Annotated in this window: 24 protein-coding genes; 12 read left to right on the top strand and 12 right to left on the bottom strand. The window is 49.0% G+C overall.

The window, feature by feature from the left end; genetic code table 11:
- Positions 1–221: 221 nt before the first annotated feature.
- Together WC647_04740 and WC647_04735 are read left to right on the top strand one after the other, a co-directional pair.
- Positions 222–2,375, top strand: coding sequence for a transglycosylase SLT domain-containing protein (locus tag WC647_04740; protein ID MFA6221600.1), 2,154 nt, complete (start codon positions 222–224; stop codon positions 2,373–2,375).
- Positions 2,376–2,430: 55 nt separating this feature from the next.
- Positions 2,431–2,913 carry a hypothetical protein gene (locus tag WC647_04735; GenBank protein MFA6221599.1) on the top strand — a complete coding sequence of 161 codons (483 nt, stop codon included), beginning with the start codon at positions 2,431–2,433 and terminating at the stop codon, positions 2,911–2,913.
- Between the two features lie 48 nt (positions 2,914–2,961).
- Here the strand turns inward: WC647_04735 and dtd are convergent, their stop codons facing one another.
- The 5 genes from dtd to WC647_04710 all read right to left on the bottom strand — a co-directional run bounded on the left by dtd (position 2,962) and on the right by WC647_04710 (position 5,944).
- The gene (gene dtd / locus WC647_04730) at positions 2,962–3,411 is read right to left on the bottom strand and encodes a D-aminoacyl-tRNA deacylase (GenBank protein ID MFA6221598.1); all 450 of its coding nucleotides are present in this window, start codon (positions 3,409–3,411) and stop codon (positions 2,962–2,964) included.
- A complete protein-coding gene (locus WC647_04725) occupies positions 3,408–3,929 on the bottom strand; it encodes an NUDIX domain-containing protein (GenBank protein MFA6221597.1) in 522 nt (173 codons plus the stop codon). The genes dtd and WC647_04725 overlap by 4 nt, the downstream gene beginning before the upstream one ends.
- Before the next feature lie 36 nt (positions 3,930–3,965).
- The gene (locus tag WC647_04720; protein ID MFA6221596.1) at positions 3,966–4,277 is read right to left on the bottom strand and encodes an MTH1187 family thiamine-binding protein; all 312 of its coding nucleotides are present in this window, start codon (positions 4,275–4,277) and stop codon (positions 3,966–3,968) included.
- Between the two features lie 14 nt (positions 4,278–4,291).
- On the bottom strand, positions 4,292–4,762 hold the full coding sequence (locus WC647_04715) for an AsnC family transcriptional regulator (protein MFA6221595.1): 471 nt from the start codon (positions 4,760–4,762) through the stop codon (positions 4,292–4,294).
- Between the two features lie 63 nt (positions 4,763–4,825).
- On the bottom strand, positions 4,826–5,944 hold the full coding sequence (locus WC647_04710) for a rod shape-determining protein (GenBank protein ID MFA6221594.1): 1,119 nt from the start codon (positions 5,942–5,944) through the stop codon (positions 4,826–4,828).
- A gap of 187 nt (positions 5,945–6,131) precedes the next feature.
- Between WC647_04710 and cbiB the strand changes: the two genes are divergently transcribed.
- The 3 genes from cbiB to cobK all read left to right on the top strand — a co-directional run bounded on the left by cbiB (position 6,132) and on the right by cobK (position 8,675).
- Positions 6,132–7,097: an adenosylcobinamide-phosphate synthase CbiB gene (cbiB, locus tag WC647_04705; protein MFA6221593.1), complete on the top strand. Its 966-nt coding sequence runs from the start codon at positions 6,132–6,134 to the stop codon at positions 7,095–7,097.
- 58 nt (positions 7,098–7,155) lie between these two features.
- Positions 7,156–7,800, top strand: coding sequence for a precorrin-6y C5,15-methyltransferase (decarboxylating) subunit CbiE (gene cbiE / locus WC647_04700; protein ID MFA6221592.1), 645 nt, complete (start codon positions 7,156–7,158; stop codon positions 7,798–7,800).
- Between the two features lie 68 nt (positions 7,801–7,868).
- Positions 7,869–8,675 carry a precorrin-6A reductase gene (cobK, locus tag WC647_04695; protein ID MFA6221591.1) on the top strand — a complete coding sequence of 269 codons (807 nt, stop codon included), beginning with the start codon at positions 7,869–7,871 and terminating at the stop codon, positions 8,673–8,675.
- Here cobK and thyX read toward each other — a convergent pair.
- The 4 genes from thyX to WC647_04675 all read right to left on the bottom strand — a co-directional run bounded on the left by thyX (position 8,618) and on the right by WC647_04675 (position 13,811).
- On the bottom strand, positions 8,618–9,361 hold the full coding sequence (gene thyX, locus WC647_04690; GenBank protein MFA6221590.1) for an FAD-dependent thymidylate synthase: 744 nt from the start codon (positions 9,359–9,361) through the stop codon (positions 8,618–8,620). The two genes, cobK and thyX, sit on opposite strands and share 58 nt — an antisense overlap.
- Positions 9,362–9,456: 95 nt before the next feature.
- A complete protein-coding gene (locus WC647_04685) occupies positions 9,457–10,941 on the bottom strand; it encodes a diguanylate cyclase (protein MFA6221589.1) in 1,485 nt (494 codons plus the stop codon).
- On the bottom strand, positions 10,938–12,377 hold the full coding sequence (gene cdaA / locus WC647_04680; protein ID MFA6221588.1) for a diadenylate cyclase CdaA: 1,440 nt from the start codon (positions 12,375–12,377) through the stop codon (positions 10,938–10,940). The genes WC647_04685 and cdaA overlap by 4 nt, the downstream gene beginning before the upstream one ends.
- Positions 12,378–12,794: 417 nt before the next feature.
- Positions 12,795–13,811, bottom strand: coding sequence for a dipeptide ABC transporter ATP-binding protein (locus tag WC647_04675; GenBank protein MFA6221587.1), 1,017 nt, complete (start codon positions 13,809–13,811; stop codon positions 12,795–12,797).
- Positions 13,812–13,949: 138 nt separating this feature from the next.
- Here WC647_04675 and WC647_04670 point away from each other — a divergent pair, with 138 nt between their 5' ends.
- From WC647_04670 to WC647_04650, 5 genes are all read left to right on the top strand, one after another.
- Positions 13,950–14,807 carry a PrsW family glutamic-type intramembrane protease gene (locus WC647_04670; GenBank protein ID MFA6221586.1) on the top strand — a complete coding sequence of 286 codons (858 nt, stop codon included), beginning with the start codon at positions 13,950–13,952 and terminating at the stop codon, positions 14,805–14,807.
- A gap of 287 nt (positions 14,808–15,094) precedes the next feature.
- On the top strand, positions 15,095–15,307 hold the full coding sequence (locus tag WC647_04665) for a hypothetical protein (protein ID MFA6221585.1): 213 nt from the start codon (positions 15,095–15,097) through the stop codon (positions 15,305–15,307).
- A gap of 43 nt (positions 15,308–15,350) precedes the next feature.
- Positions 15,351–15,773 carry an adenosylmethionine decarboxylase gene (speD, locus tag WC647_04660; GenBank protein ID MFA6221584.1) on the top strand — a complete coding sequence of 141 codons (423 nt, stop codon included), beginning with the start codon at positions 15,351–15,353 and terminating at the stop codon, positions 15,771–15,773.
- Positions 15,739–16,230, top strand: coding sequence for a MogA/MoaB family molybdenum cofactor biosynthesis protein (locus WC647_04655; GenBank protein ID MFA6221583.1), 492 nt, complete (start codon positions 15,739–15,741; stop codon positions 16,228–16,230). The genes speD and WC647_04655 overlap by 35 nt, the downstream gene beginning before the upstream one ends.
- Before the next feature lie 62 nt (positions 16,231–16,292).
- Positions 16,293–16,802: a DUF721 domain-containing protein gene (locus tag WC647_04650; GenBank protein ID MFA6221582.1), complete on the top strand. Its 510-nt coding sequence runs from the start codon at positions 16,293–16,295 to the stop codon at positions 16,800–16,802.
- 36 nt (positions 16,803–16,838) lie between these two features.
- Here the strand turns inward: WC647_04650 and WC647_04645 are convergent, their stop codons facing one another.
- Positions 16,839–17,321, bottom strand: coding sequence for a hypothetical protein (locus tag WC647_04645; GenBank protein MFA6221581.1), 483 nt, complete (start codon positions 17,319–17,321; stop codon positions 16,839–16,841).
- A 144-nt stretch (positions 17,322–17,465) separates the two neighbouring features.
- Here WC647_04645 and WC647_04640 point away from each other — a divergent pair, with 144 nt between their 5' ends.
- Positions 17,466–18,104 (top strand): endonuclease III domain-containing protein, encoded by a 639-nt coding sequence (locus WC647_04640; GenBank protein ID MFA6221580.1) that lies wholly within the window; start codon positions 17,466–17,468, stop codon positions 18,102–18,104.
- A gap of 133 nt (positions 18,105–18,237) precedes the next feature.
- Here WC647_04640 and WC647_04635 read toward each other — a convergent pair whose 3' ends face one another.
- Positions 18,238–18,849, bottom strand: a complete 612-nt coding sequence (locus WC647_04635; GenBank protein ID MFA6221579.1) for a hypothetical protein — start codon at positions 18,847–18,849, stop codon at positions 18,238–18,240.
- Positions 18,850–19,370: 521 nt separating this feature from the next.
- On the opposite strand from WC647_04635, the gene WC647_04630 reads away from it, so the two are divergent.
- Positions 19,371–20,171: a hypothetical protein gene (locus tag WC647_04630; GenBank protein ID MFA6221578.1), complete on the top strand. Its 801-nt coding sequence runs from the start codon at positions 19,371–19,373 to the stop codon at positions 20,169–20,171.
- A 75-nt stretch (positions 20,172–20,246) separates the two neighbouring features.
- Here WC647_04630 and WC647_04625 read toward each other — a convergent pair whose 3' ends face one another.
- Positions 20,247–21,431: a pyridoxal phosphate-dependent aminotransferase gene (locus WC647_04625; GenBank protein MFA6221577.1), complete on the bottom strand. Its 1,185-nt coding sequence runs from the start codon at positions 21,429–21,431 to the stop codon at positions 20,247–20,249.
- Positions 21,432–21,506 lie beyond the last annotated feature (75 nt).

The raw sequence follows: 21,506 nt of genomic DNA, 5'->3' as shown, positions 1-21,506 counted from the left end.
TATTCAACCTACAAAATTGTAGGTTGAATAATGCTTTTTGTCAAAATTGTTTTGTGTTTGAACTGGAATCAAAGCCATTGCTAAAAAAGCTCAATAATGATAGAATGTTATAAATACAAACCATCTGGGGCCATATTTTTTGTCCGGCCCCGCACTGTTTTGCCAAGGGAATTTAACTAAAGGTGCAGCAATTTTAGGACGGTTTGTAACAACAATTGAACATGCATGACCACAATAATAAAATGATCTCGAGACTTGCTGAACATCGACCATTCAAGGCCTCAAGGAAGATCCTGATATTGAGGATGGGCTTTTTCTCAGTCTCCTTATTGCTATTATGTCTTGTAATCTGTTCCCATGCCATTGCGGCTAAACCATCTGAGGAGCTTGCCCAAAACTCTTTTCTTGAGGGTAGCAAAGCGCTTGACGCGGGAAACAGCTCCAGGGCGGAACATCTATGGAAGCCTATTCTATCCGACAATTTATACGGTCCCGTCGCCTACCTGCTTTTGGCAAGAAGCTTCGCCCAGGAGGGGGCGTTTCCCAAGAGCGAAAACCTGGTGAGAGAGTTTCTCAAACTCTATCCTGCGAGCCCATATCGTGAAGCTTCAATTGAAGATCTAACAGACTATGTTTATCAACAGGGAAAACCGGAAGCGTCCAAGCTCATGCTCAACGCTTTGCCAAACGCCTCTGAAGCCCGTAAACAGACCCTCCTATTGCGACTGGGCGACATAGAGGTCCGTCACGGGGCGTACAGCAAGGCTGAAACCTATTACAGGAAACTTTACATAAATTATCCGGCGGGACAGGAAGGTTTGCAGGCCAAAGAACGCATTAGCCGGATGGTTTTCAACGGTAAAATCCCGAAACCCGAATTCACCGAAGCCGAACTCCTTACGCGGGCTTCTCGTTTGGCTTCCGCAGGTCGTCATGACATGGCTGCTGAGGTTTATCACAGCCTGTTCATTCAAAAGCCGACTGATTACAGCCTCACTCTGAAGTATGCCCGAGCGCTCTACAAGGATCGTAAAAACGAATTAGCCATAAAAACTCTTGAGGAGGTTATCGCCAAACCCATTCCGGAGGAAAAGAGACTCGATGCGCTATATATATTGAGCCTTGTTTACTGGAGGACCGAACAGGACACGGAGTTCGTATCCTCGTGCGCCAGGATTCTGGAAAAAGGGACACCGGCTTTTAAGAAAAGGGTCCTTGCCAATCTGGCGGCGTTCAATTACGAAAAGGGACGATTGGCCAAAGCAGAGGTCTATTATAAACGCCTGCTCGCTGAATCCCCGGAACCGTCACTCAAGGCCAAGATTAAATGGAGGCTCGCGTGGATAAAATACAGATCGCGAAATTACACTGACGCTGCCGCCACTTTCAGGGAAATAAGACAGATTTCGAATGATGGCCAACTGGCTAAAGCCTCAAAATACTGGGAGGCTCGCTCTTCTACACTTGCAGGCAATTTTGATAAAGTGGCCCCTCTGTTCAAGTCTCTGGCTGAGGAATCACCGTATGATTATTATGGTTCGCAGGCTCACAAGATACTTGTCTCAGCCAAACAGCCGGTTGTCAAAAATGGCGCGTCAGGGAGAACATCCTTTCCTGATCTGACCTTGAACCCGGCAGCGCGATCAAATATACTTGTAAGCCATTCCATAAAATTGATGGATCTGGGACTTCCGGTATTTGCTCTGATGAATCTCCAGGCTCTGCCCAAGAGTCTTCGCTCTTCTAGGTCGGTCACTTTTCTGATGGCGAAGGCGGCCCAGGAATCCGGCTATTACGGACTGGCTCATGAAATAATCGTGTCGGGTTTTTCGGGACTTGTCGACAATCCTCCGGACAACGCTCCGAAAGAATTCCTGGAGATGATCTTCCCAAGACCGCATAAGGCCGAGACTTCCAAGAACGCCTCAAAAGGCGGGATTGACCCACTGCTTGTTTGGGCCATTGTAAGACAGGAAAGCAGATACGACTCATTCGCTGTTTCTCCGGCAGGGGCATTGGGGTTGATGCAGGTTACACCGAGGACGGCCCTTGTAGTGAGCAAGCAGAGCGATTGCTCAAATCATCAGATTGTGCAGGATCTTTTGGACCCCAGGAAGAATCTCGCTCTGGGAATTCTGATCTTGTCCCAGAACATGAAACAGTTCAAAGGGAACATCATTCCGGCAATCGCGGCGTATAACGCTGACATTAACAAGGTTAAGCAGTGGGTGGGACGAAACGGTCGCATGAGACAGGATGAATTCATAGAGAACATCCCATACTCCGAAACCCGTCTGTATGTAAAAAAGGTTTTGGCCAATCTGTCGGGGTATTCAAAAATCTATTCAAGGCAGGATCTGGCCGAACATCGGTAGCGGATCACAAGTATCCAGCTCACACAATACCCTGCGAAAACAAGGACATTTAAGATTGAACACTGAAGATCTCGAATGTTTTGACGTTACCCCATATTTGCGGCTATTCATAGACAAGGACGGCAAGTGGTATCAAAATAGCGTGGAGATAATTCACCCAGGGGTTTTGGGCCAGTTCATGGGGGCTCTGGAAACAGATTCGGACAACCATTACAGGATAAGAATAGGGAGGGAAGTTTGTTCGGTCGAGGTCGAAGACACTCCGTTTGTTGTAACAGGAGTTTCCGAGGACAAAGACGGCAATGTGTTACTCCAGTTAAATGATGGCACGCTGGAAATCTTCAATCCGGAAACGTTGCGAATTAATGGTAGTAACATTCCGTACTGCATGGTACGCAATGGGAAATTTCCCGTCCGTTTTAGTCGTCCGGCCTACTATCAGTTCGCTGAACGGCTGGACTTTGATGACAGTGAGCAGGCCTTTTTTATCAGCCTTAACGGAAAAAGAATACGCATAAAGTCCCCGGAGAAAACCTAAACCTTTCGGCGCCGGACTCTGGAAAATTCCTTTTGAGTTCTTGAAATTCTAATTTGCGGCAGGTGTTTCAAGAATCAGGGTAACGGGGCCGTCATTTATCAATTCCACTTTCATCATGGCTCCGAATTGTCCTCTTTCTATCAGGAGGCCTGATCCTTCGAGCAGGGAGATAAAATTCAGATACAGCTTTTCGGCGGCTTCCGCGGGAGCGGCGGAAGAATATGAGGGCCGTTTCCCCTTTCGACAGTCGCCGTACAAAGTGAATTGAGACACTACAAGTATGTCGCCTTGGATCTGAGAGACATCCAGGTTCATCTTACCTGAAGAATCAGAGAATATTCTTAGCCCCAACACCTTGTCCGCCAGCCACCTGACTTGATCCGCCGTATCGTTCACCGCGGCCCCAAGGAGGATTAAAATGCCCTGGCCTATGGAGCCTACGGTCTGATCTCCGACACTTACACTGGCTCGGGTCACTCGCTGTACTACGGCTCTCATTGGGATTTCATCTTCAAATACAATCTCCACAAAAGAACAAAGACCGGCACAAAATCCTCAGGATCCGTTCTCATCAGATCCGTAAGATTTGCGGGAGTCATAAAAGACCCTGATGTAATTTCCTCCCAATTCGGCGATGGGGCTACATCGGAATGGATCTCGAACAACTCGACATGCTCGTTGTCGGTTTCCCGACATGCTGCGATTTTTAGAACCTTTACAAGGATAGCCTCGATCCCCAGTTCTTCCTTGAGTTCCCTGATTGCGCAATTAAGATAGGTTTCGCCACTGTCAACATGTCCTGCGGCGGAAGAATCCAGTTTTGACGGATGTCGATCTTTGGACGGAGATCTCCTCTGGACATAAATGGAGCCTGCGGAATTAAACAGCAATATATGCGAGGCCCGATGCGTCAAGTCGTTCTTGTGAACATCAGAGCGAGTAGCTTGACCGATTACACGGTCATTTTCATCCACGACATCAAGTATCTCGCTCGACTGTTTTTCACACTCATCCATATTTGCTACGTCTGTTCCTCAATGGCTTCTTGTGACCTAACCCTTTGGCAGCTCCTTTCCGAGCTGTTCTTCAACCGATTTGATCTTTCCTGCTATTCGTCCGGTGGCGCCTTTTCTGTCGTCGATTTTGACATAGGTTACCACTCTGTCCGATTGATCTACGATGTTTTCATGACATTTGCGTATGACTTCGAAGACCTTGTCTGAAGGCCCTTCTATAAGGGTTCCCAAAGCGTGGATTTCAAAATCAAGACCGCTGTCCTCGATTATTCTCATGGATTGAGCCACGTAAAAACTAAGGCCTTTTGACCCCTTATCTAAAGGGAATACACTAATTTCAGCTAGCATTTCTTTGTCCCCACCTAGAATTTAAAGTCAACGCGAATTTTGAATATCTTTTTCGCCGGGAATTCGAAGAGTTCAACACCGGTTTTTTCAGACATGTCGCGTATGATTTGCAGTTTTACAGTCTCAGACTCAGCGATCAAAGTGAACCAGATATTGTAATCGTGCTTTCTAAGATAGTTGTGAGTCACTCCCGGGTATGAATTAATAATGGCCACGAAATCCTCGAGGCGTTCAACCGGAGCTTTAGCGCAAACCAGGGTGCTGACGAATCCCAATCCGCGGGAGTTGATGGAAGCTCCTATTCGCCTGATTATTCCGTCCTGCCTAAGTTTGGCTATTCTTGCCAGGACTTCCTCTTCGGAAATGCCCAGGCGTTCGCCAAGAACCCGATACGGATGGGATTGAACCGGGAAGTTTGATTGCGCCTGGTTAAGAAGCGCTCGATCCATAACATCCAGGTTTGGATGGAAAATCTCTTTGGACATGTTTCCTTGAAAAACCGGGTTGCGATATGTGATTTCAAATCATAGAAACATCTACGTCTAATTTCAAGCCTGACTCAAAAGGTAGGCGTATTCCTTCGGATTATCTCTTATGATGGAGAGTCCCCTCACAACACCATGGATCGGATTGGCGCCGATGATAACCCGAAATCCGGTCATTTTGGAAATCAGTTCCGGTAACCCTGGTAACCTGGACGAACCGCCGGATAGCACGATTGGAAAATGTTCCAGGTCGGACAATACGGCGGGAGAGGAATTTTCCATAGCTTCCTGAATCATCTCAACAATAGAATTTATCGGTTCGTCAATAGCCATTGATATTTCAGAGGACGATATATCGAGGCTCTTGATACCGCCTTTTCCGGCCTCTCTGCCTGTGATTCTCATCTTCTCTTCAGGAACCGGAGCCTCAACGTACCCAAGTTTCTTTTTGATGTCTTCCGCCAATTCCATGGTGATCTCAAGATTGTAACGGCGAAGCAAATAATCACAAATGGCAGAATCCAGAGTCTCCCCACCGATGCGCGTGGAGTCGGAATAAATGACATGCCCCAGAGCGACTATGCCCAACTCGGTAACGCCACCCCCGATCAGGATCAGCATCTGGGCCCGGGGAGAATCGATTTTGTAACCGGATCCAATCGCTGCGGCCATAATAGATGAAGCCAGAAACACTTTATTTGCTCCAGCTTTTGTCGCGGCTTCCACCAGGGCCCTGCGCTCAAGTTTGGTTGCGCAAATTGAAGAGGATAACGCCATTCGTAGCCAGCGAGAGGAATTTGTTTTCCATGAATTTTCGATGAACAGCCTTAACATTAAGCCTGCTGATTCGGAGTCTGAAATCGCCCCTTCGTTTACCGGCTTGTGAAGCGAAACATAATGAGGAGACCTCCCTATCAGCGATCTGGCTTTAGATCCGGCCGCTACGGGTTTCTCAACTGCGGGATCGGTCGCGAACAACGACGGTTCATCACTGATGATTCCTCTGCCTCTTAAATGGAGTCTGGTATTGCTTGTCCCCATGTCTACGGCAAGTTCTGTACCGGATACCCCACGGAACGCCTCGATGGCCCTGCCAAGCCTGTCGATCCCTCCATTCAGGTTTTTTGACCATCTTTTGGAAGCTGAGCCGTTGATAATTTTTTCCAGGGCTTCAAAGTTCACAATTAAGTCTCCGGATTCAGAGGCTGTGTGGTCTTGATCCATGTCTACCCATAACCTCAAGAGCGAGATAATATTGCTAAACCTGCGTCGAGTCGAGTAATAATAACGCTATTCCATGAATTTGCCTCACTTTCATAGGTAATGGCTGTTGGCCCCGTGAGCCCACAAGAAACAGGATCTGAGAAAAATGCTCGCACAAGAGATTCAATTGCTCGCCGCGATTGTTCTGGATTCCCTGATCGGTGATCCGAGATGGTGGCCGCATCCGGTGCGCCTCATAGGCACCGCTGCCTCGGCTGTTGAGCATAGAGCCAGGATGTCCATCAGGAACGAACGAGTCGCGGGCGTGTTGACAGCGACGATCATCGTGGCGTCATCAGGTTTTATAACATACGCGTGTATATACGTCGCGGACTGGCTTACCCCCTGGCTGGGGGGCGCTGTTTCAATTTTTATAATGTACACGGGCATCGCGGCCCACGATCTCGCAAAGCACGCCCGAGAAATTCAGATGGCCCTTGATACGTCAAATCTTCAACTGGCCAGACAAAGGGTTGGAATGATTTGCGGCCGGGATACCGGAAATCTTGATAAAGAGGGCGTCGTGAGAGCGACTGTAGAAAGTGTGGCGGAAAACTGCGTCGATGGTGTAACCGCTCCTTTGTTTTACGGCGCTCTGGCCGGGCCTGTGGGTGTTATAGTATACAAAGCGGTCAGTACCCTGGATTCCACTTTTGGATACAAGAATGAACGGTACGGACAATTCGGGTGGGCCTCAGCAAGACTGGACGACGCTGCCGCGTTCGCGCCCAGCAGACTTACCGGTTTTCTCGTACCAATAGCGGCATGGATCCTGGGTATGCGAAGCCAGGACTCATTTAGAATATTTAAACGCGATCGGTTGAAACATGCCAGTCCCAATTCGGGGCATACTGAAGCGGCCTTCGCAGGGGCTATGGGGCTTAGGCTGGGGGGTACCAGCTCTTATCAGGGGGTGGCGCATGAAAAGCCATTCATTGGAGACCCGGTTTCCGAGATCAATTCCGAAAGTATTGGAAAAAGTGTCAAACTGATGAACGCGACAACCATCGTATCGTTTGTCTCATTCGTAGCATTATGGACAATAGCAAGATTACTATGGGGCTATATATAAGGCGATCAGTTCCGGTCAGAAAACCGGGACTCAGTGATGGCGCCCACCATGGAGACTTATGGCGGAACTCCCGAAAATAATGGTGGTTGGTTGTGGTCCGGGTTCACCGGACTATATCTCAGGCGCAGCCGGTTCTACGGTAAAAAGGGCTACAACAATAGTTGGGACCGAAAGGCTGCTGGGATTATTTCCGGATTCATGCGCCGAAAGATTGGTCATGGGTTCTGAGATGAATGCGGCCCTGGACAAAATTGAAAAAGCCAAAGCCATGGGTCCGGTCGCTGTGCTGGTCAGCGGGGATCCAGGTCTTTTTAGTTTTGCCAGAATGATTGTAAAGAGATTCGGCAGGGATGAGGTCAGGTTTGTTCCTGGGATAAGCTCCGCGCATGTAGCTTTTGCAAGGCTTGCCCTCGATTGGGCTGACGCCAGGATCATAAGCGCCCACATGGCTGACCCGGGAGACGAATTGAGCAGGTCATTGGCCGTGGAACCCAAGATCGCGGTCCTGCTTGGTAGATTAGGCTCCATGAAATGGCTGCAGGAATTCCTCCAGATGTACCCCGCTCCCAGGAGGATCTTTGTATTTGAAAATCTTACTCTCGAGGATGAAACTGTCCGTGAGGTTTCATGTGAGAAACTGGAGGGCCTTCGAGTGAGTTCCAGGTCGGTGGTTGTAATGGTTCATCCCGACCTGCTGGAATGATCACAAAAGCCGTGATTCTCACGATAGGCAAAAGTTGAGCCGGCTTAACGAATACTCGGAAAAATGACATGATATTACTCCTGGGTGGAACGTCAGACGCCATAGATCTCTCAAGGCTCCTTATCAAGGAAGGACTACCGCTGATTTTTTCAATGGCCACCGAAATCCCGGTGGATCTTCCGGAATCCAAACTGATCACTGTAAGGCGGGGGTGTCTGGATGAGGCTGGAATGGAGGCCTTGATCCTGAATAGTGGATCTATCGCGTTGCTGGACGCTACCCATCCGTACGCGGAGGAAGTTACAAGGAACGCTATAAAGGTGTCCAGAAGGCTTGGGATAAGATATTTCAGACTGACAAGAGATACAGTTGTCCCGGAAGGTCCTGACATAATTTTCGCGGATAGCCACCAGGACGCCGCAACAAAGGCTTTGGCAGCGGGAGGTCCGATTCTGCTGACGATAGGCGTCAGAAATATAAGTCTTTACGCATGGATCCAAAGTGAAACAAGCGTAAGATTGGTGGTAAGGGCGCTCCCTAACCCTGAATCCATAAAAACGCTGGCCGATAATGGAATAGCGCCGGGAGACATGATCCTTGGTCAAGGCCCGTTTTCTTACGAGGATAATATTCGCGTCATCAAGGAATTCGGCGTGAGAACGGTGGTGACTAAGGACAGCGGTTCGCGCGGCGGGGTTGAGGAAAAGGTTCGAGCCGCGCAAAGCCGGGGATGTAAATTGATAGTAGTTAGGAGGCCGGATCATGAGGAACTGGAGTCGTTCAGCGACGCTCCCGAAATGGTCGGAGCGGTCAAGAGCTATTTGACGACCACATCCTCGAAGAGGGAAGGGGCGACCCCCGTCACCAGGTTGTAAAGCCTTACAGCGATTCTTCTGACTTCCCACTCGGCGTCTTTTGGGAGTCTGAGTCGGAGAAAATCGCGAAGCGCCCGAGCGTTAATCCACCAGATCCTTTCCTGGGATGAAGCCACAGGTATGGCCCTCCGTGCGTCTTCCTTGCGCAATTTACTGGAATCCCGGAGATTCTCGTATACTTCGAACGCTTTCTCGTTGGCCTCGCTTAGGCGCCTCAGAGCGTCTCTGACAATCTCTTCTTCCGTAATGTAGTTCAGAATGGGATAAACAAACGAAATTCCCTGGGCCTGGAATCTTCTGCTGGAACTCACGTGACCCTGGCCGATCCTGTGGCGGGAGATTTGAGCCCCACACGCTTTGGAAATTCCCGACACGTGAAAGTTGAACTGGACTGACTCAATCGGCGTCAAATGACCAAGGCTTATTAATTTCTTGTTTAGCGCCCTTTTTCGATCCGGATCGTCAGCCATCTTTTCCCTGCTTCCATAACTGATAGCCGCCGACCACGCCGGAAGAGTCTCAATTCTGGTCCACAAATCCCGTGTTTCTTCGAGCCTCCCAAAGGCGTCAAGCGGCGCTGTCACCGCTTCGAGCGTGACTTCGGGCTCAACATTTCCAAAACACTGTTTCCGTAATTCTTTCCATGGGTCATCAATAGTAAGCATTGGCAATGTTGTCTCAGCCATAATATTGTCCTTGTCTCAAAAGATGTCGCTGTGTTGCGAATTTCGGTCAGGGCGTCTAATGGGAACGCAAAAAACTGAATCCGCCTATTCTCAATCTACAGGTTAGTCCAACCCTGGGCCTGCCTTGTAAACGGCTTGCTCTTGGACAACCTTGCAAGCGTCTGTCGCCACAACTCTTCGAAGCTCTTGCACTCAGTGGGAAAATGGCTCCAGCCGATTTTTACGGAATGAGATATTTCAATTCCGTCAACGTGGGTGCTTTCAGAACTGAAAAGGCCCTGAACCCTGTGGATTATCTCAGTGGCCTCATCCAGCGGAACATTTTCAATGAAAGCGCCGAAGCCGCCTGTCCTGAATTTGCCGGCCAGGGATTTACGCTTGCTCAGATTGAGAAGTTTCTCCGTGAAAATAGTCAGAAAGCGTTTGATTCTTGAAATGTCGTGCTCAAGGTAAATCGAGTCCATATTTTCAATTTGAACCAGGATCAACAGACAAGAGGAGCGTTCCCCTGAAAGCTGTGACAATTTTATCAGGGTTTGCGCCCTGAAAAAACTCTCGTTCATTAGGCCGGATTCCCCATCGTACAAACGGACCGCCTTAAGTAACTTCTCATTAACAATGTTTCTTCTCACTATGGCCAGGACTGACCCCAGGAACTCCCATACTCCCCTGTCCTTGTCGAGCGAAGGATCCTCTTTCCGGGCCGCCAGAAGCAGGAACCCATCAACTCCCTGATCCCTAGTCCAGGGGACTATTACAGCGCTCTTGACAGGAAAGCCTAACGCTTCTCCCGTGTGAAAGATCGGTATGAACGCCTCGCCGGATTTGGGACTGCCCATTACAACCGATTGAAGGTTCTCGATGGCCCATTTCGCCCAACCCGGCCTAATTTTGATAATGCGCCCCTTATTCAGGGATTTGGAGAAACCCGTAACCGAACGAATACGACACATCATAGTTGAGATTGAGACCGTGGCTATTAGCGCCCCATCGAATCTGCCTTTATTGACCAGATTCGACACCATGCCATCAAAAAAGGTGTCGGAAATATTCGGCGCCAGGCGGTACTCATTAAGAAGTTCGGCAATTGAGGAAAACTCGGATCGTGATGTTTCCACACCTTCTGATGAATTCACAAGGCCAAGAATCCCCTCTATGGTTCTGGCAAGACCCTGAACAAATTTGATTTGGCTTGGCTGAAAGGCGGGAGATTCCGTGGTGTCGACGATGAGTAATGCGCTGTCCGCAATCGGCGCTATCAGCATTGCGAGAACCGGTTCAGGTCTTGAATAGATCTCCTGGACCAATGGGGGAACGCTTGCGTGAGTCTCGTGACTGATAGAGCCTTTCCTCGCCAAACCGACTATTCGGCTCTTTTCCGGAAGTAACGGGATGTCCCAGGTGAAATGCTTGCTGAGAGTCTTGTGGGAAATTAAACGAAACGCCCTGTCAATACTGGATTTCAGATACAGCGCCACAGTAAAGGCTTCGACAGTTTCAAGCGCGGAGTGGACCACGGTATTCAAGGGATGAACCAGGCTTGACCTAAAGTTTGTTGATGAATAATCAGCGTCTTTCAAGGTTTTTCCGTCTCGAAGATTACTGTTACCTGAATAGGCTCAATTGAATCGATTCTCAGTCCATCTGGTTTGATAGCGACAGGAACTTTCATTTGCTGCTTCAAGGCCAGTTCGGAGATGTTAACCGGATCAGTAGTGACGGACACAAGCTTTTTAAGGTCTCCCTGTGAAGCTCTGACACGGACATCAGGAGGAGACACCACTATTTTGCTCTTCTCCGGCAAGACCCCGATAATTGTCGGCACAACTTTAAAAACCTTAACAGAAGCCGCTTCAATGTTGAGTTGAAGATCTGACGGCCTGATCTGGGCGATTGTTATGCCGGGAGGAACCTGGAGACTGTTTGGAGTCATTCTAAAAAAATTCAGGCCGGGCGTAACCTTGCTGAGATCGACCACAGCCCTAACAACGCCGGGATTCAAGCTTTCCAGGCCGGACGATGATCCTCTCACGCGAACATCTATCCTGTCCATCCAGGGTCCCACAATTTCCATGGAAGACGGAAGATTGGTATACTGAATCGGGACGGAAATCCCGATTTCCGAGCGTTGAGGACCCACTATGAGGAACCAGAGAAATATGGACGTAGCTACCGAAAGCAGCTTCAGACGCCAGTTGGAAGAGAATATGGATCGCCATGTTCGGGGAGAATGCTCCCCTGCCGCGCCACGGTGATTCGAAAGGCTTTTATCAATGGCCTCAGTGAACTCGCTCCTCTTCTTGAAATGCGTGATTTGGGTCCCATCTACAAGAGAAACTTCTCCTCGTTCCTCCGATATGACGACACAAATCGCGTCTGACCTCTCACAAATTCCAATTGCCGCACGATGCCTGGTCCCATATTTCGCGCTCAGATCCTCGGCGCGGGACAATGGCAGGATGCAGGCCGCTGCCTTGATACGATCCCTATATATTAAAGCCGCCCCATCATGGAGCGGAGAATTCTTTTGAAAAATGGCCTGGAGTAATTCCGCCGACAGGGCGCTATCCAATTCCTTGCCCTTTACTATTAAATTGTCCAGACCGTCAAGCCTTTGGAAAACAATGAGAGCGCCGGTTTTCTGGCGGGCCAGTTCAGTGACGGCGTCGGCGATCTCTTCGATCAGAACTGAATCCGCATCCGGATAACGCCTGTTTCTCCAGTGTCTGATCGGTGAAGCCCTGTCTAACATCTGCCGGATTTCCGGCTGAAACACAATCACCAGCACAATTAGGATCGCCGCCCATATATACTGAAACAAAACCGAAGTCAGGATCAGCCCCATCTTGGTAGCCAGAAAATAGAATATGCCTGTTCCTATGAGCGTGACCAGGATCTGCATAGATCTGGTTCCCTTGAACCAGATGGCGACGAAATAGAGAATGAACGAGATCAAGCCGATATCGATAAGGTTGATGATGCTAATTGAAAGAATAAATTCCTTGATAAACGACATCTATATCTCTGAAAAGCTTAAAGATAACATTTTACATTGAACACTGCCCAAAATAATCAACGGCAGTAATCAAGACCATATTTCGCGGCCTTTTGCAAGCAATACCATAGGCATGAGAATGAACATCCACAGAAGCTGTTGATAACCGGTGTGTAATCCTGTTGATAAGTTTGGTAACCGGACGCATGACCCCAACGAAAAGCACTTTGTACCATTATAGGGCGCCACAAAAAAAGCCAATAAAATCAACAAAAAGTGTAAACGACCGTAATCTCAGGAGGCGCCTAAAATACCCTTTATTTTTGGAGGTATACTTATAAACATCTGTTGATAAACATATTTTTTTGAATGAAAAATGTTTTCCCAACGGAACTTTAAACCAAATCGATCCAGGGCTTTGTTTTTCATAAGTATACCCTAAATCGCCGGGGCCCTCACGTGACACGCTGCGCTATGGCCACTGCCCATTTCCTTCAGAACAGGCGTAATTTGCGGGCATATTTCTATCCTAAGCCGACACCGGGGATGAAAACGGCATCCGGATGGTGGACTGATCGGGCTAGGCGCGTCTCCTTCCAGGATGATCCGATGACGCTCAATTTCCGGGTCAGGTATGGGGGCTGCGCTCAGAAGGGCTTCAGTATAAGGGTGGAGAGGATTTTCATATATGGCGCGTTTAGGGCCTATTTCCACTATCTTGCCAAGATACATCACCGCCACACGATCCGATATGTGCTCTACCACGGACAGATCATGAGAAACGAATAGATATGTAAGATTATACTTCCTCTGGAGATCTTCCATTAGATTGAGAACCTGAGCGCGGATGGAGACGTCCAGAGCTGAAACCGGCTCATCGGCCACAATGAGGCTGGGATTGAGCGCAAGGGCCCGTGCGATTCCAATTCTCTGACGTTGCCCTCCCGAAAACTCGTGCGGGTATCTCTCGGCAAATTCCGCTCTCAGACCGACTTCTTCCATTAGCTGCTTGACCCTATCAATTCGGTCTTTCCTTGATCCAATGTGATGAATCGTCAAGGGTTCCATAATTGCGCTTTTGACTGTGCGTCGAGGATTAAGAGCGGAATATGGATCCTGGAATATTATTTGCATCCTTCGGCGTAAATGTTTCATCTCGCTGTTTGGGATATCGGCAATGTCGCGACCTTCGAACCATATTTTCCCTGAATCCGGTTTTTCGAGCCTGAGAACGAGTCTTCCCAGAGTGCTTTTTCCGCATCCCGATTCTCCCACAAGACCGAGGGTTTCACCTTCGGTAATGGATAAATCAACTCCATCTACAGCTCTGACGACAAGTTTGCCCGGTCGAAAAAAAGTTTGGACTATGGGGAAAGTCTTGACGATATTTTCGATCCGGACCAATTCCACCGGATTTTCATATGTTTCCTGAAGCTGTTCGGAATGTGATGACAAATCATGTCTCCGTTTGAGGCGTCCAGCTTGGCGGCCTCTTAAATCCGTGATATACGGTCACGCAAAGAAAGTCAAACGAGGGCCACAGTCATAGAATTCTTATACGCTCTGGTGGGAATAGCGCCCGGAATAATATGGTTGCTTTATTTCTTCATAGCTAACCGTAACGAGGCGAAGTCTTTCGAGACCGTCTTTCGGGTGTTCGTCTGGTCCGCGGCTTTTACTATCCCGGCAGCGATTCTGGAGCATGCCTTTGACGCGACACTGAAGAAGGGGACACTCCAGGAGTCATTGTTCGCAAGCTTTGTCCTGATAGCGCCGATAGAGGAATTTTTCAAGCTGCTGGCTGTATGGGTGGGGGCATACAGAAGATCGGATTTCCGGGGTCCGATGGATGGCCTGATATATGCCCTTACCGCGGCTCTAGGTTTTGTGGCGATTGAAAACGCCCTGTATACATTACGCCTGGGACCGGAGATTCTCTGGTCCCGAATGCTTTACTCCACCCCGGCCCATCTTCTTTTTTCCGCTGTTTGGGGCTATTCCCTGGGGGTCGCCAGATTTGTCCCGTCAGGAGAAATATGGATCATCCTGCGGGGATTTCTGGTCTCGGTACTGTTTCACGGCTCTTACAACCTTGTGGTAGCCCTGGACCCGGCCAGGGCAAAGATTAACCTCATTCCGTTGTTGCTGGTTCTTGCGGCGGTGGCGGTTTATCTTGTCAGGAGATTGACCAGACTTTCCCCTTATCCTTATTTGGGTGACGCGTTATTGATTGTCTGCCCCTCCTGCGAGGCGTATACACCCGAATCTTCGGAAAAGTGCGAGCGATGCGGATCTAACCTGACCGAACTTGATCCCGAGGCTCCCAGGTTTTGCTGGAAATGTCGTCACAGGATAGCGCCTACAGCGAAGCGCTGCCCCAGATGCTACGTGCGCATCAGGCAATTCAAGGCTCCTGACGTTCATGAAGAATCTTTAAAAAAATCTGGATAACCCTCCGGTTTGAATAAAAAAATGATTGACGGGACAATTTTTATGAATACATTTGGAAAAGATTTCATTTTGTATGGATCTTTTTCCTTGACAATTAGTCGTGTGGAGCGGCATAAACTCTAGGTTAAGGTATGATAACGATCCATAAAAACAGGACGGCTTATGAACTGGAATATTTCCTTGACGACAGAGTGTTCCCCATTGCTTTATGGGCAAAACTACGTCTCAAGTCGCGTCCGTCCCTGTCATTCAATTTCCACACTTCAAAAATCGTTTGACGGAGGGGTTTGCCTGAGCGGGGAGATCTTAGATCGCCTCCTCGTAAGGTTGAGATCCTAGTCCCACTGGGTTGGAGGAACGCGGTTCCTCTCAATCGGCTTTTTGAGCCGGCGCTTCGGTTCATTGAACCGGCAAAGGCCGAAAACTCAAGTGTAGGCGCTCATGACTCCGGATCTGATGACCCGGCATGTGGTGGGTGTAGAATCGTAATATCCGTATAATATTTCGAGAGGCGATTAGGTCCACTCGGTACGGGGGATGACTATGAAAGCTTTAGGGATTCATCTCTTGATCGAGCTTTGCTCTTGTAACCGGCAAAAGTTAGACGACATGGATTACCTTGAAAAAATTATGGCCACCGCGGCGGAAGTCGCAGGGGCTACAGTGCTGAAGACAGCGTTTCAGAACTTCAACCCTCAAGGGGTTTCAGGTGTCGTTGTTATAGCTGAATCACATTTAACCATACATACATGGCCTGAGTACGGCTACGCCGCTATCGACATCTTTACCTGCGGGTCCAAGGTCGATCCCTGGAAAGCAGCCGTTTTTCTGAGGCAGGAACTAGAAGCTGTCGATATGCAGGTCAGGGATTTTCAAAGAGGAATTCCCTGGGAAATTACCGACGCAGTGTCCAGTCATGGAGCGATAGAGCATGAGCATGCTTCGTGTAGCGGTGTTAACTGTTAGTGACAGGTCATCGGAAGGAATCAGACCGGACGCCTCTGGCCCGGCCCTGATCGACAGTGTTCGATCTTTGTCATGGCGGATCGTGGACACGGCTATTTGTCCTGATGATGAGACAAGCATATCCAGACAGCTCATTGAATGGGCTGATAAAGACGTCGCGGATTTGATCCTGACGACGGGCGGCACAGGTCTGGCGCCAAGGGATGTAACTCCCGAGGCGACCCAGACCGTGATCACGCGTCTTATCCCTGGAATACCGGAAGCAATGAGAGCGGCCAGCCTTCGTAAGACCCCCCACGCTATGCTTTCGAGAGCCATAGCCGGAGTGCGCTCAAGGGCGTTGATCGTAAACCTTCCGGGAAGTCCAAGGGGAGCTGTAGAGAATCTGGACGCAATAGCCAAAGCGCTTGAACACGCTGTTTCAAAAATCCAGGGAGACCCTTCGGACTGCGCTTGATCCCTTGCGAGCAGTCGTTGAAAGAAGCGATCCCCGAGGAAATATTTAAATTAGAGCCCCTCATGAAGATCAGGAAAAGGACTTTTCCTCAGGCCGCGGGATCAATCCTGAACGGCGCGCTAAGAGAAATGGGGCTGAGTTCTTCTCTGGCCCGCCAGTCTATTGTAGTAAGGTGGCCTGAAATAGTCGCGTCTGCGGTGGCTAAACACGCCAGGGCTGAACGACTGGTTGGTGACACCCTCTATGTTGTTGTAGATTCGTCCGTGTGGATGAATGAGCTTTCAGCCATCAGACTAACTCTGCTTGACAAGTTGAACGCTTGGCTTGGTCCTGGAATTCCCAAAATCCGGGAAATCAGGTTTGGCCAGGTTTCATGGCGGCGAGGGGAGCTAAAAGAGGCCAATGATCAACCTGCGCCCTCGTCGGCCAAAGTTGAGCCCGACGAGAAATCATTAAGAATATCCAGAAGCAACATCAACCTGGTTAAAGACGAAGAAGTTCGAAAGATTATCGAGAGGCTTATATATAAGGACGCTCGTCTCCAGGCGACCAAGAAAATCTCGTCGAAATAGCCGATATTCAATCCTGAATTTTGTGGGAGGTTAGAGTTACTTGGACTCGGCCTTGCCTGGTTTCGGCGGGGATGTGTCCCTGACCATCCCGATTCCAATAGATCCGCGGGAAAACGGTAGAAGTAGCCACACCTTGTTTGCATCCCTTTTCCTTACAGGAATCAACTGTGTCCCACGCTCAGGGGCTTCGGGGTCATAGATAAGCAGTCCCTTGGCCGTAAGATCCCATCGACCTTTGGACGGCTTGAACAGGTTGCTCATTACAAATGTGCCGTCCGGGTTTATCTCCAGAAAGGCCTGCGATTTGTTATTTGGGACCACGCGTGACTTTTCCTTGTCCGTAACGCCCCACTTTGAAAACTCATCCAGTTTTCTCCATTTTCCCACGATAAAATCGGCGGTAATGGGGTCAGACACACCCACAAGATTTGTGGATGGAGAAAGGCCCGGCGCCTCCTGGGGTGTGACGCCTGAAAAAAGAGGCATGAGTGTCAGGATGAGAACCTGGAGATCCAGCAAATTTTCGACTCCGAATCATGGGATTAATATAGGCGCCGCTTCCCCTTGTCTTGAGGGGTCATTTGAGGGAGCATATTACAAATTCAGTCCCTGTGGCAACCCGGATTTCCCGGGACCGCCTCCAAGGAATTTGAGGTGTTTCCATTGATTGAAAACAGGTTGAGGTCAATATACCAGATACTTTTCGCCCACTTTGGGCACAGGCGATGGTGGCCCGCCAGGACGCCTTTCGAAGTGTGTGTAGGAGCGATTCTCACTCAGAACACGTCGTGGAAGAATGTTGTCAAAGCCATCTCGAATCTTGATGAAGCTGACCGCCTTGATGCGCTCAGGCTCTATGAGATCCGGGAAGAAGACCTCGCCACCATTATAAGACCAGCGGGTTACTATAACATCAAGGCCAAACGGCTAAAGAATTTCATAACTCATGTTGTGGAGAAACATGACGGGTCCCTGGATAAAATGTTCCTGGCTTCTGTGGATGACCTCAGGAAGGAATTACTTTCCATAAATGGAGTTGGCAGGGAAACTGCGGACAGCATGATACTCTATGCGGCCGGAAAGCCAATATTTGTAATAGATGTTTACACAAGAAGGGTCTTGAGGCGGCACGGAATTTTAGGCGCGGAAGCGGATTACGATGAGGCTCAATCGGTTTTTCACAGGAACATTGAGCCTGATGTAGCCTTGTACAATGATTTTCACGCGCAGTTCGTAGCTGTAGGCTCCAATTATTGTGGAACCAAACCCAAATGCTCAGGATGTCCTTTGGAGGGAATGTAGGGTAGGGGGTCAGTAATACAGAGCGATCTGAAAGAAAGGACCCTGCCACTGGGCATGGACTTTTGCTGAATACTCGAGATCCGAGTCAAGGGTTACGGACCGAAAACCTGCTTCTATTCCAAGGGAGAAAGTGCTAAGCGCCAAAGGCGCTAGCGTCCCAGACTGCGGGCCTCGCCCCGGCCGTCACCTCCCATCCCAACATTCTGGCTTCATACTCAATCCCCCAAATCTTTTGCCAGTAAGGAAAGGGGAAATTGATTTTAGCCTGTACCGTAATGGGAACTTCTCTCACCCGAGCCGGAATAGCGAACATGTGAAGACCTAGACAGGCAGGGCCGCTGCTACTCTGCCGAAGGCGTTGACGTCCAACGCCATATACAGCGTCGATTCGGTACTCTTCGAGGTACCAAGGAGGAGTAGGATCAGGGGGAATTGTTGGGATATATTTGGAATCGGTGATCGTGCTGCCACCCTGCTTAGGGGTCACTGCCAATTTCATGTCACGGAAAGTTACTGGGTTGACATTCCACTCAAAGTCAATTCCCGCACGTAGAAAGGGGTTACGTATTATGTCGAGGAAAAAGCCCAGCCGACTTGAACTGATGTCCAGTTCGGACACGCTTATATAGTCATCCGCGGCGGATTGGGTATTAGTGAAAATTTTAGATCCGATTGTCCCCCGAAAAATCAGGTCTTCATCTACAGTCAATCGAAGTCCAAGTCTATCAACCTGTAGTTGCGCCATGAACGAATTGAATGGCTCTGGCTGAGGATCGAAGTTAAGCCCTCCTGCTGTAGAATTGAGTCCTGAAGCAGACGCTAGCCGATCATATTCTGCGCCGGAATGTCGCGTGACAGAGCCGGACACTAATCGCGGGGCGAAGAAACGATAATCCGACCAGTCCCACCATGTCCCTGATGAGAACCACGAAGAAAGATCCTAACTATGAGACGGTGTGGCTGAAAGGGTGAGACAAACGACCACAAAGAGCGCAAAGGGAAGAACCGCCGCAGGCAAATTTAATTTCGCTTCAATCCATACCTCTTTGTGTTAATAACGAAAAATAATAATAACAATAGACTATTAGGCCTGACTATATAGCAAATTCCGGCGAAGTGTCAAGAAATTGTTCCTTTCAAAAGCCCTAGAGGAAACGTGAAAAAAATAATTTATTTGATAAACCACGCCAACTAAACTATTCATCATTGCGTTTTTCTTGAAATTTGATATGATAACATCTAATAATTCCAGCCATGGAGGTTCCTGTGAGACTCCTAACTAAGGTTATAATAACGTTAATGATTCCTGCAACAATGATGTTCTCGGCCTGTACCGACGACACCGCGGAACTGAAAACAAGAATCGCCGAGTTAGACAAAAAAATCCAGAAGCAAGACAAGGATCTGCGGGAATTCTCAACCAAATTCGCTCCTGCGAAGGATTTCAGCGCTGATATCCAACGGCTGGAAGATCAAAATGATCGAATTTCTCAGACAATCAAGACCAAGGTAGAACCGCTGAACAGTAAACTCGAGGAATTTCGGGACTGGGCTCAGGAAGCTCAGAAGGAAAGGGAAGCGGTCAAGGACAAAATTAAGACGCTTGAAGTAAGTCTGACGGATCTAAAGAAGAAATACGATTCCAAGAGCAAGGAAATCGCCGCAGCCAGTAAAGAGTCAATTGCGGAAAAAAGGTCCCTGGACGCGATGAACAAGAGAGTGGATGAACTCACAAAGGGCTTGGGTGAAGTAAGAAAAGAAGTCCTCGACAACAATACCAAGCTCATCAGCGCCGTAAAGAAAACCCTGCCCAAGGTGAAGGAGGCCGCTGTAGCCGAACTAAAGGAAAAACTTCAGCCCCTGGAAGAATCCATAAGCACACTCAAAAGCGGAGTGGAAACAGAGAAAAAGAACATCTCGTCCAAGGCTCAGACCGTAACCGCGGACGCATCCAGGGATATGAAGGCATTGCTCGGTAAGGTTAAAGACCTGGAGGATATTGTAGCCGCCCAGAAATCCGCTCTTCTTGAGATCGGCACCAAGCTGCACGCCATTGAAAGACGCTAGAAGCGCAACGCCGGGAGACAAAAAAAGCGGGATCATGCCCGCTTTTTTTTGTTCTTTTGATCGAGTTCTTTCTAATTAACTTCGAGCTTCTTTGATAGCCTCTTCAAAACCTTTCAGCGACCCTTCAATCGTAGCGTCCGAAACGCAATAGGCGATTCTGAAGTATCCTGGACCGCCGAAGCCCGTACCCGGCACAGTCAGGATCAGTTTCTTCTGGAGGAGGTTGACAAACGCCACATCATCCTCGATGGGCGATTTGGGGAATAGATAAAAGGCGCCTTCAGGCTTGACCAGATCATATCCGAAAGCGGTCAACGCATTGTAAAGCGTGTCCCTCCGTCGTTTGTACACTCCGACGTCGACGATATCGTCCAGACACAATTGAACAGCTCTCTGAATCAGCGCAGGCGCGTTGACGTACCCCAGGATACGATTACAAAGGACCAGACCGTCATAAGTCTGCTTGGCGTTCTCCATGGCAGGATTCATGGCGATGTATCCAAGCCTCTCTCCAGGCAAAGAAAGGTCTTTCGAGAAAGATGTGACGACCATGCTGTTTGGATACGCGTTAAGAACACTTGGCACGGTAATTCCGTCATATACTATCCCTCGATAGGGCTCATCGGATATCAACGTGATGGTTCTGCCCAGTTCTTTGCTTTTGGTGGCCAACAAAGCGCCCAATTGGGAAATTTCGGCCTGGGAGTAAACTTTTCCAGTGGGGTTATTCGGTGAATTTATTACAACGGCGGCGGTCGTCGAAGTCATGGCAGATTCAATAGCCTCAATATCCAGGGAGAAATCGGCCTTGGTCGGTACCAGAACCGGTTTGCCACCGTGGTTGTCAACGTAGAAAACGTATTCAACGAAAAAAGGCTTAGGGATAATGACTTCATCACCTGGATTAAGGATAGCCTTCAAAGCGACATTGATGGCGCCGCCTGCCCCGACCGTCATTAGAACTGTCTTTTCGTCAATTTCAACGCATTCGTCTCTGGCTATTTTCCTGGCGACTGCGGCCCGGGTAGCCGGCAGACCGGCGTTCGGCATATATGCGTGGACGCCCGGAGATATGTCCGAAGCTGCTTGTAAAATAGCCGTTTTGACGGACTGAGAGGGCTCCAGATTGGGGTTCCCGAGGCTAAAGTCAAAAACATTTTCAGGTCCATACTGACTTTTTAAAAGGGCCCCCTGTTCAAACATCTTTCTGATCCATGAAGAACGTTCCATGAATTCGGCTATTTTCGCGGATACGGGCATATGTAGACCTCCTCGGGTTATTGCGTACAAACGAAAGCCCGGCGGAAAATCTGAGATGAGTTTTAGCCGGGCTTT

It is taken from the genome of Desulfomonilaceae bacterium, assembly GCA_041662605.1.
GTDB lineage: Bacteria > Desulfobacterota > Desulfomonilia > Desulfomonilales > Desulfomonilaceae > CAJBEZ01.
Note: the sequence above shows the minus strand (reverse complement) of the source record. Positions and strands in the feature narration are given on the sequence as shown.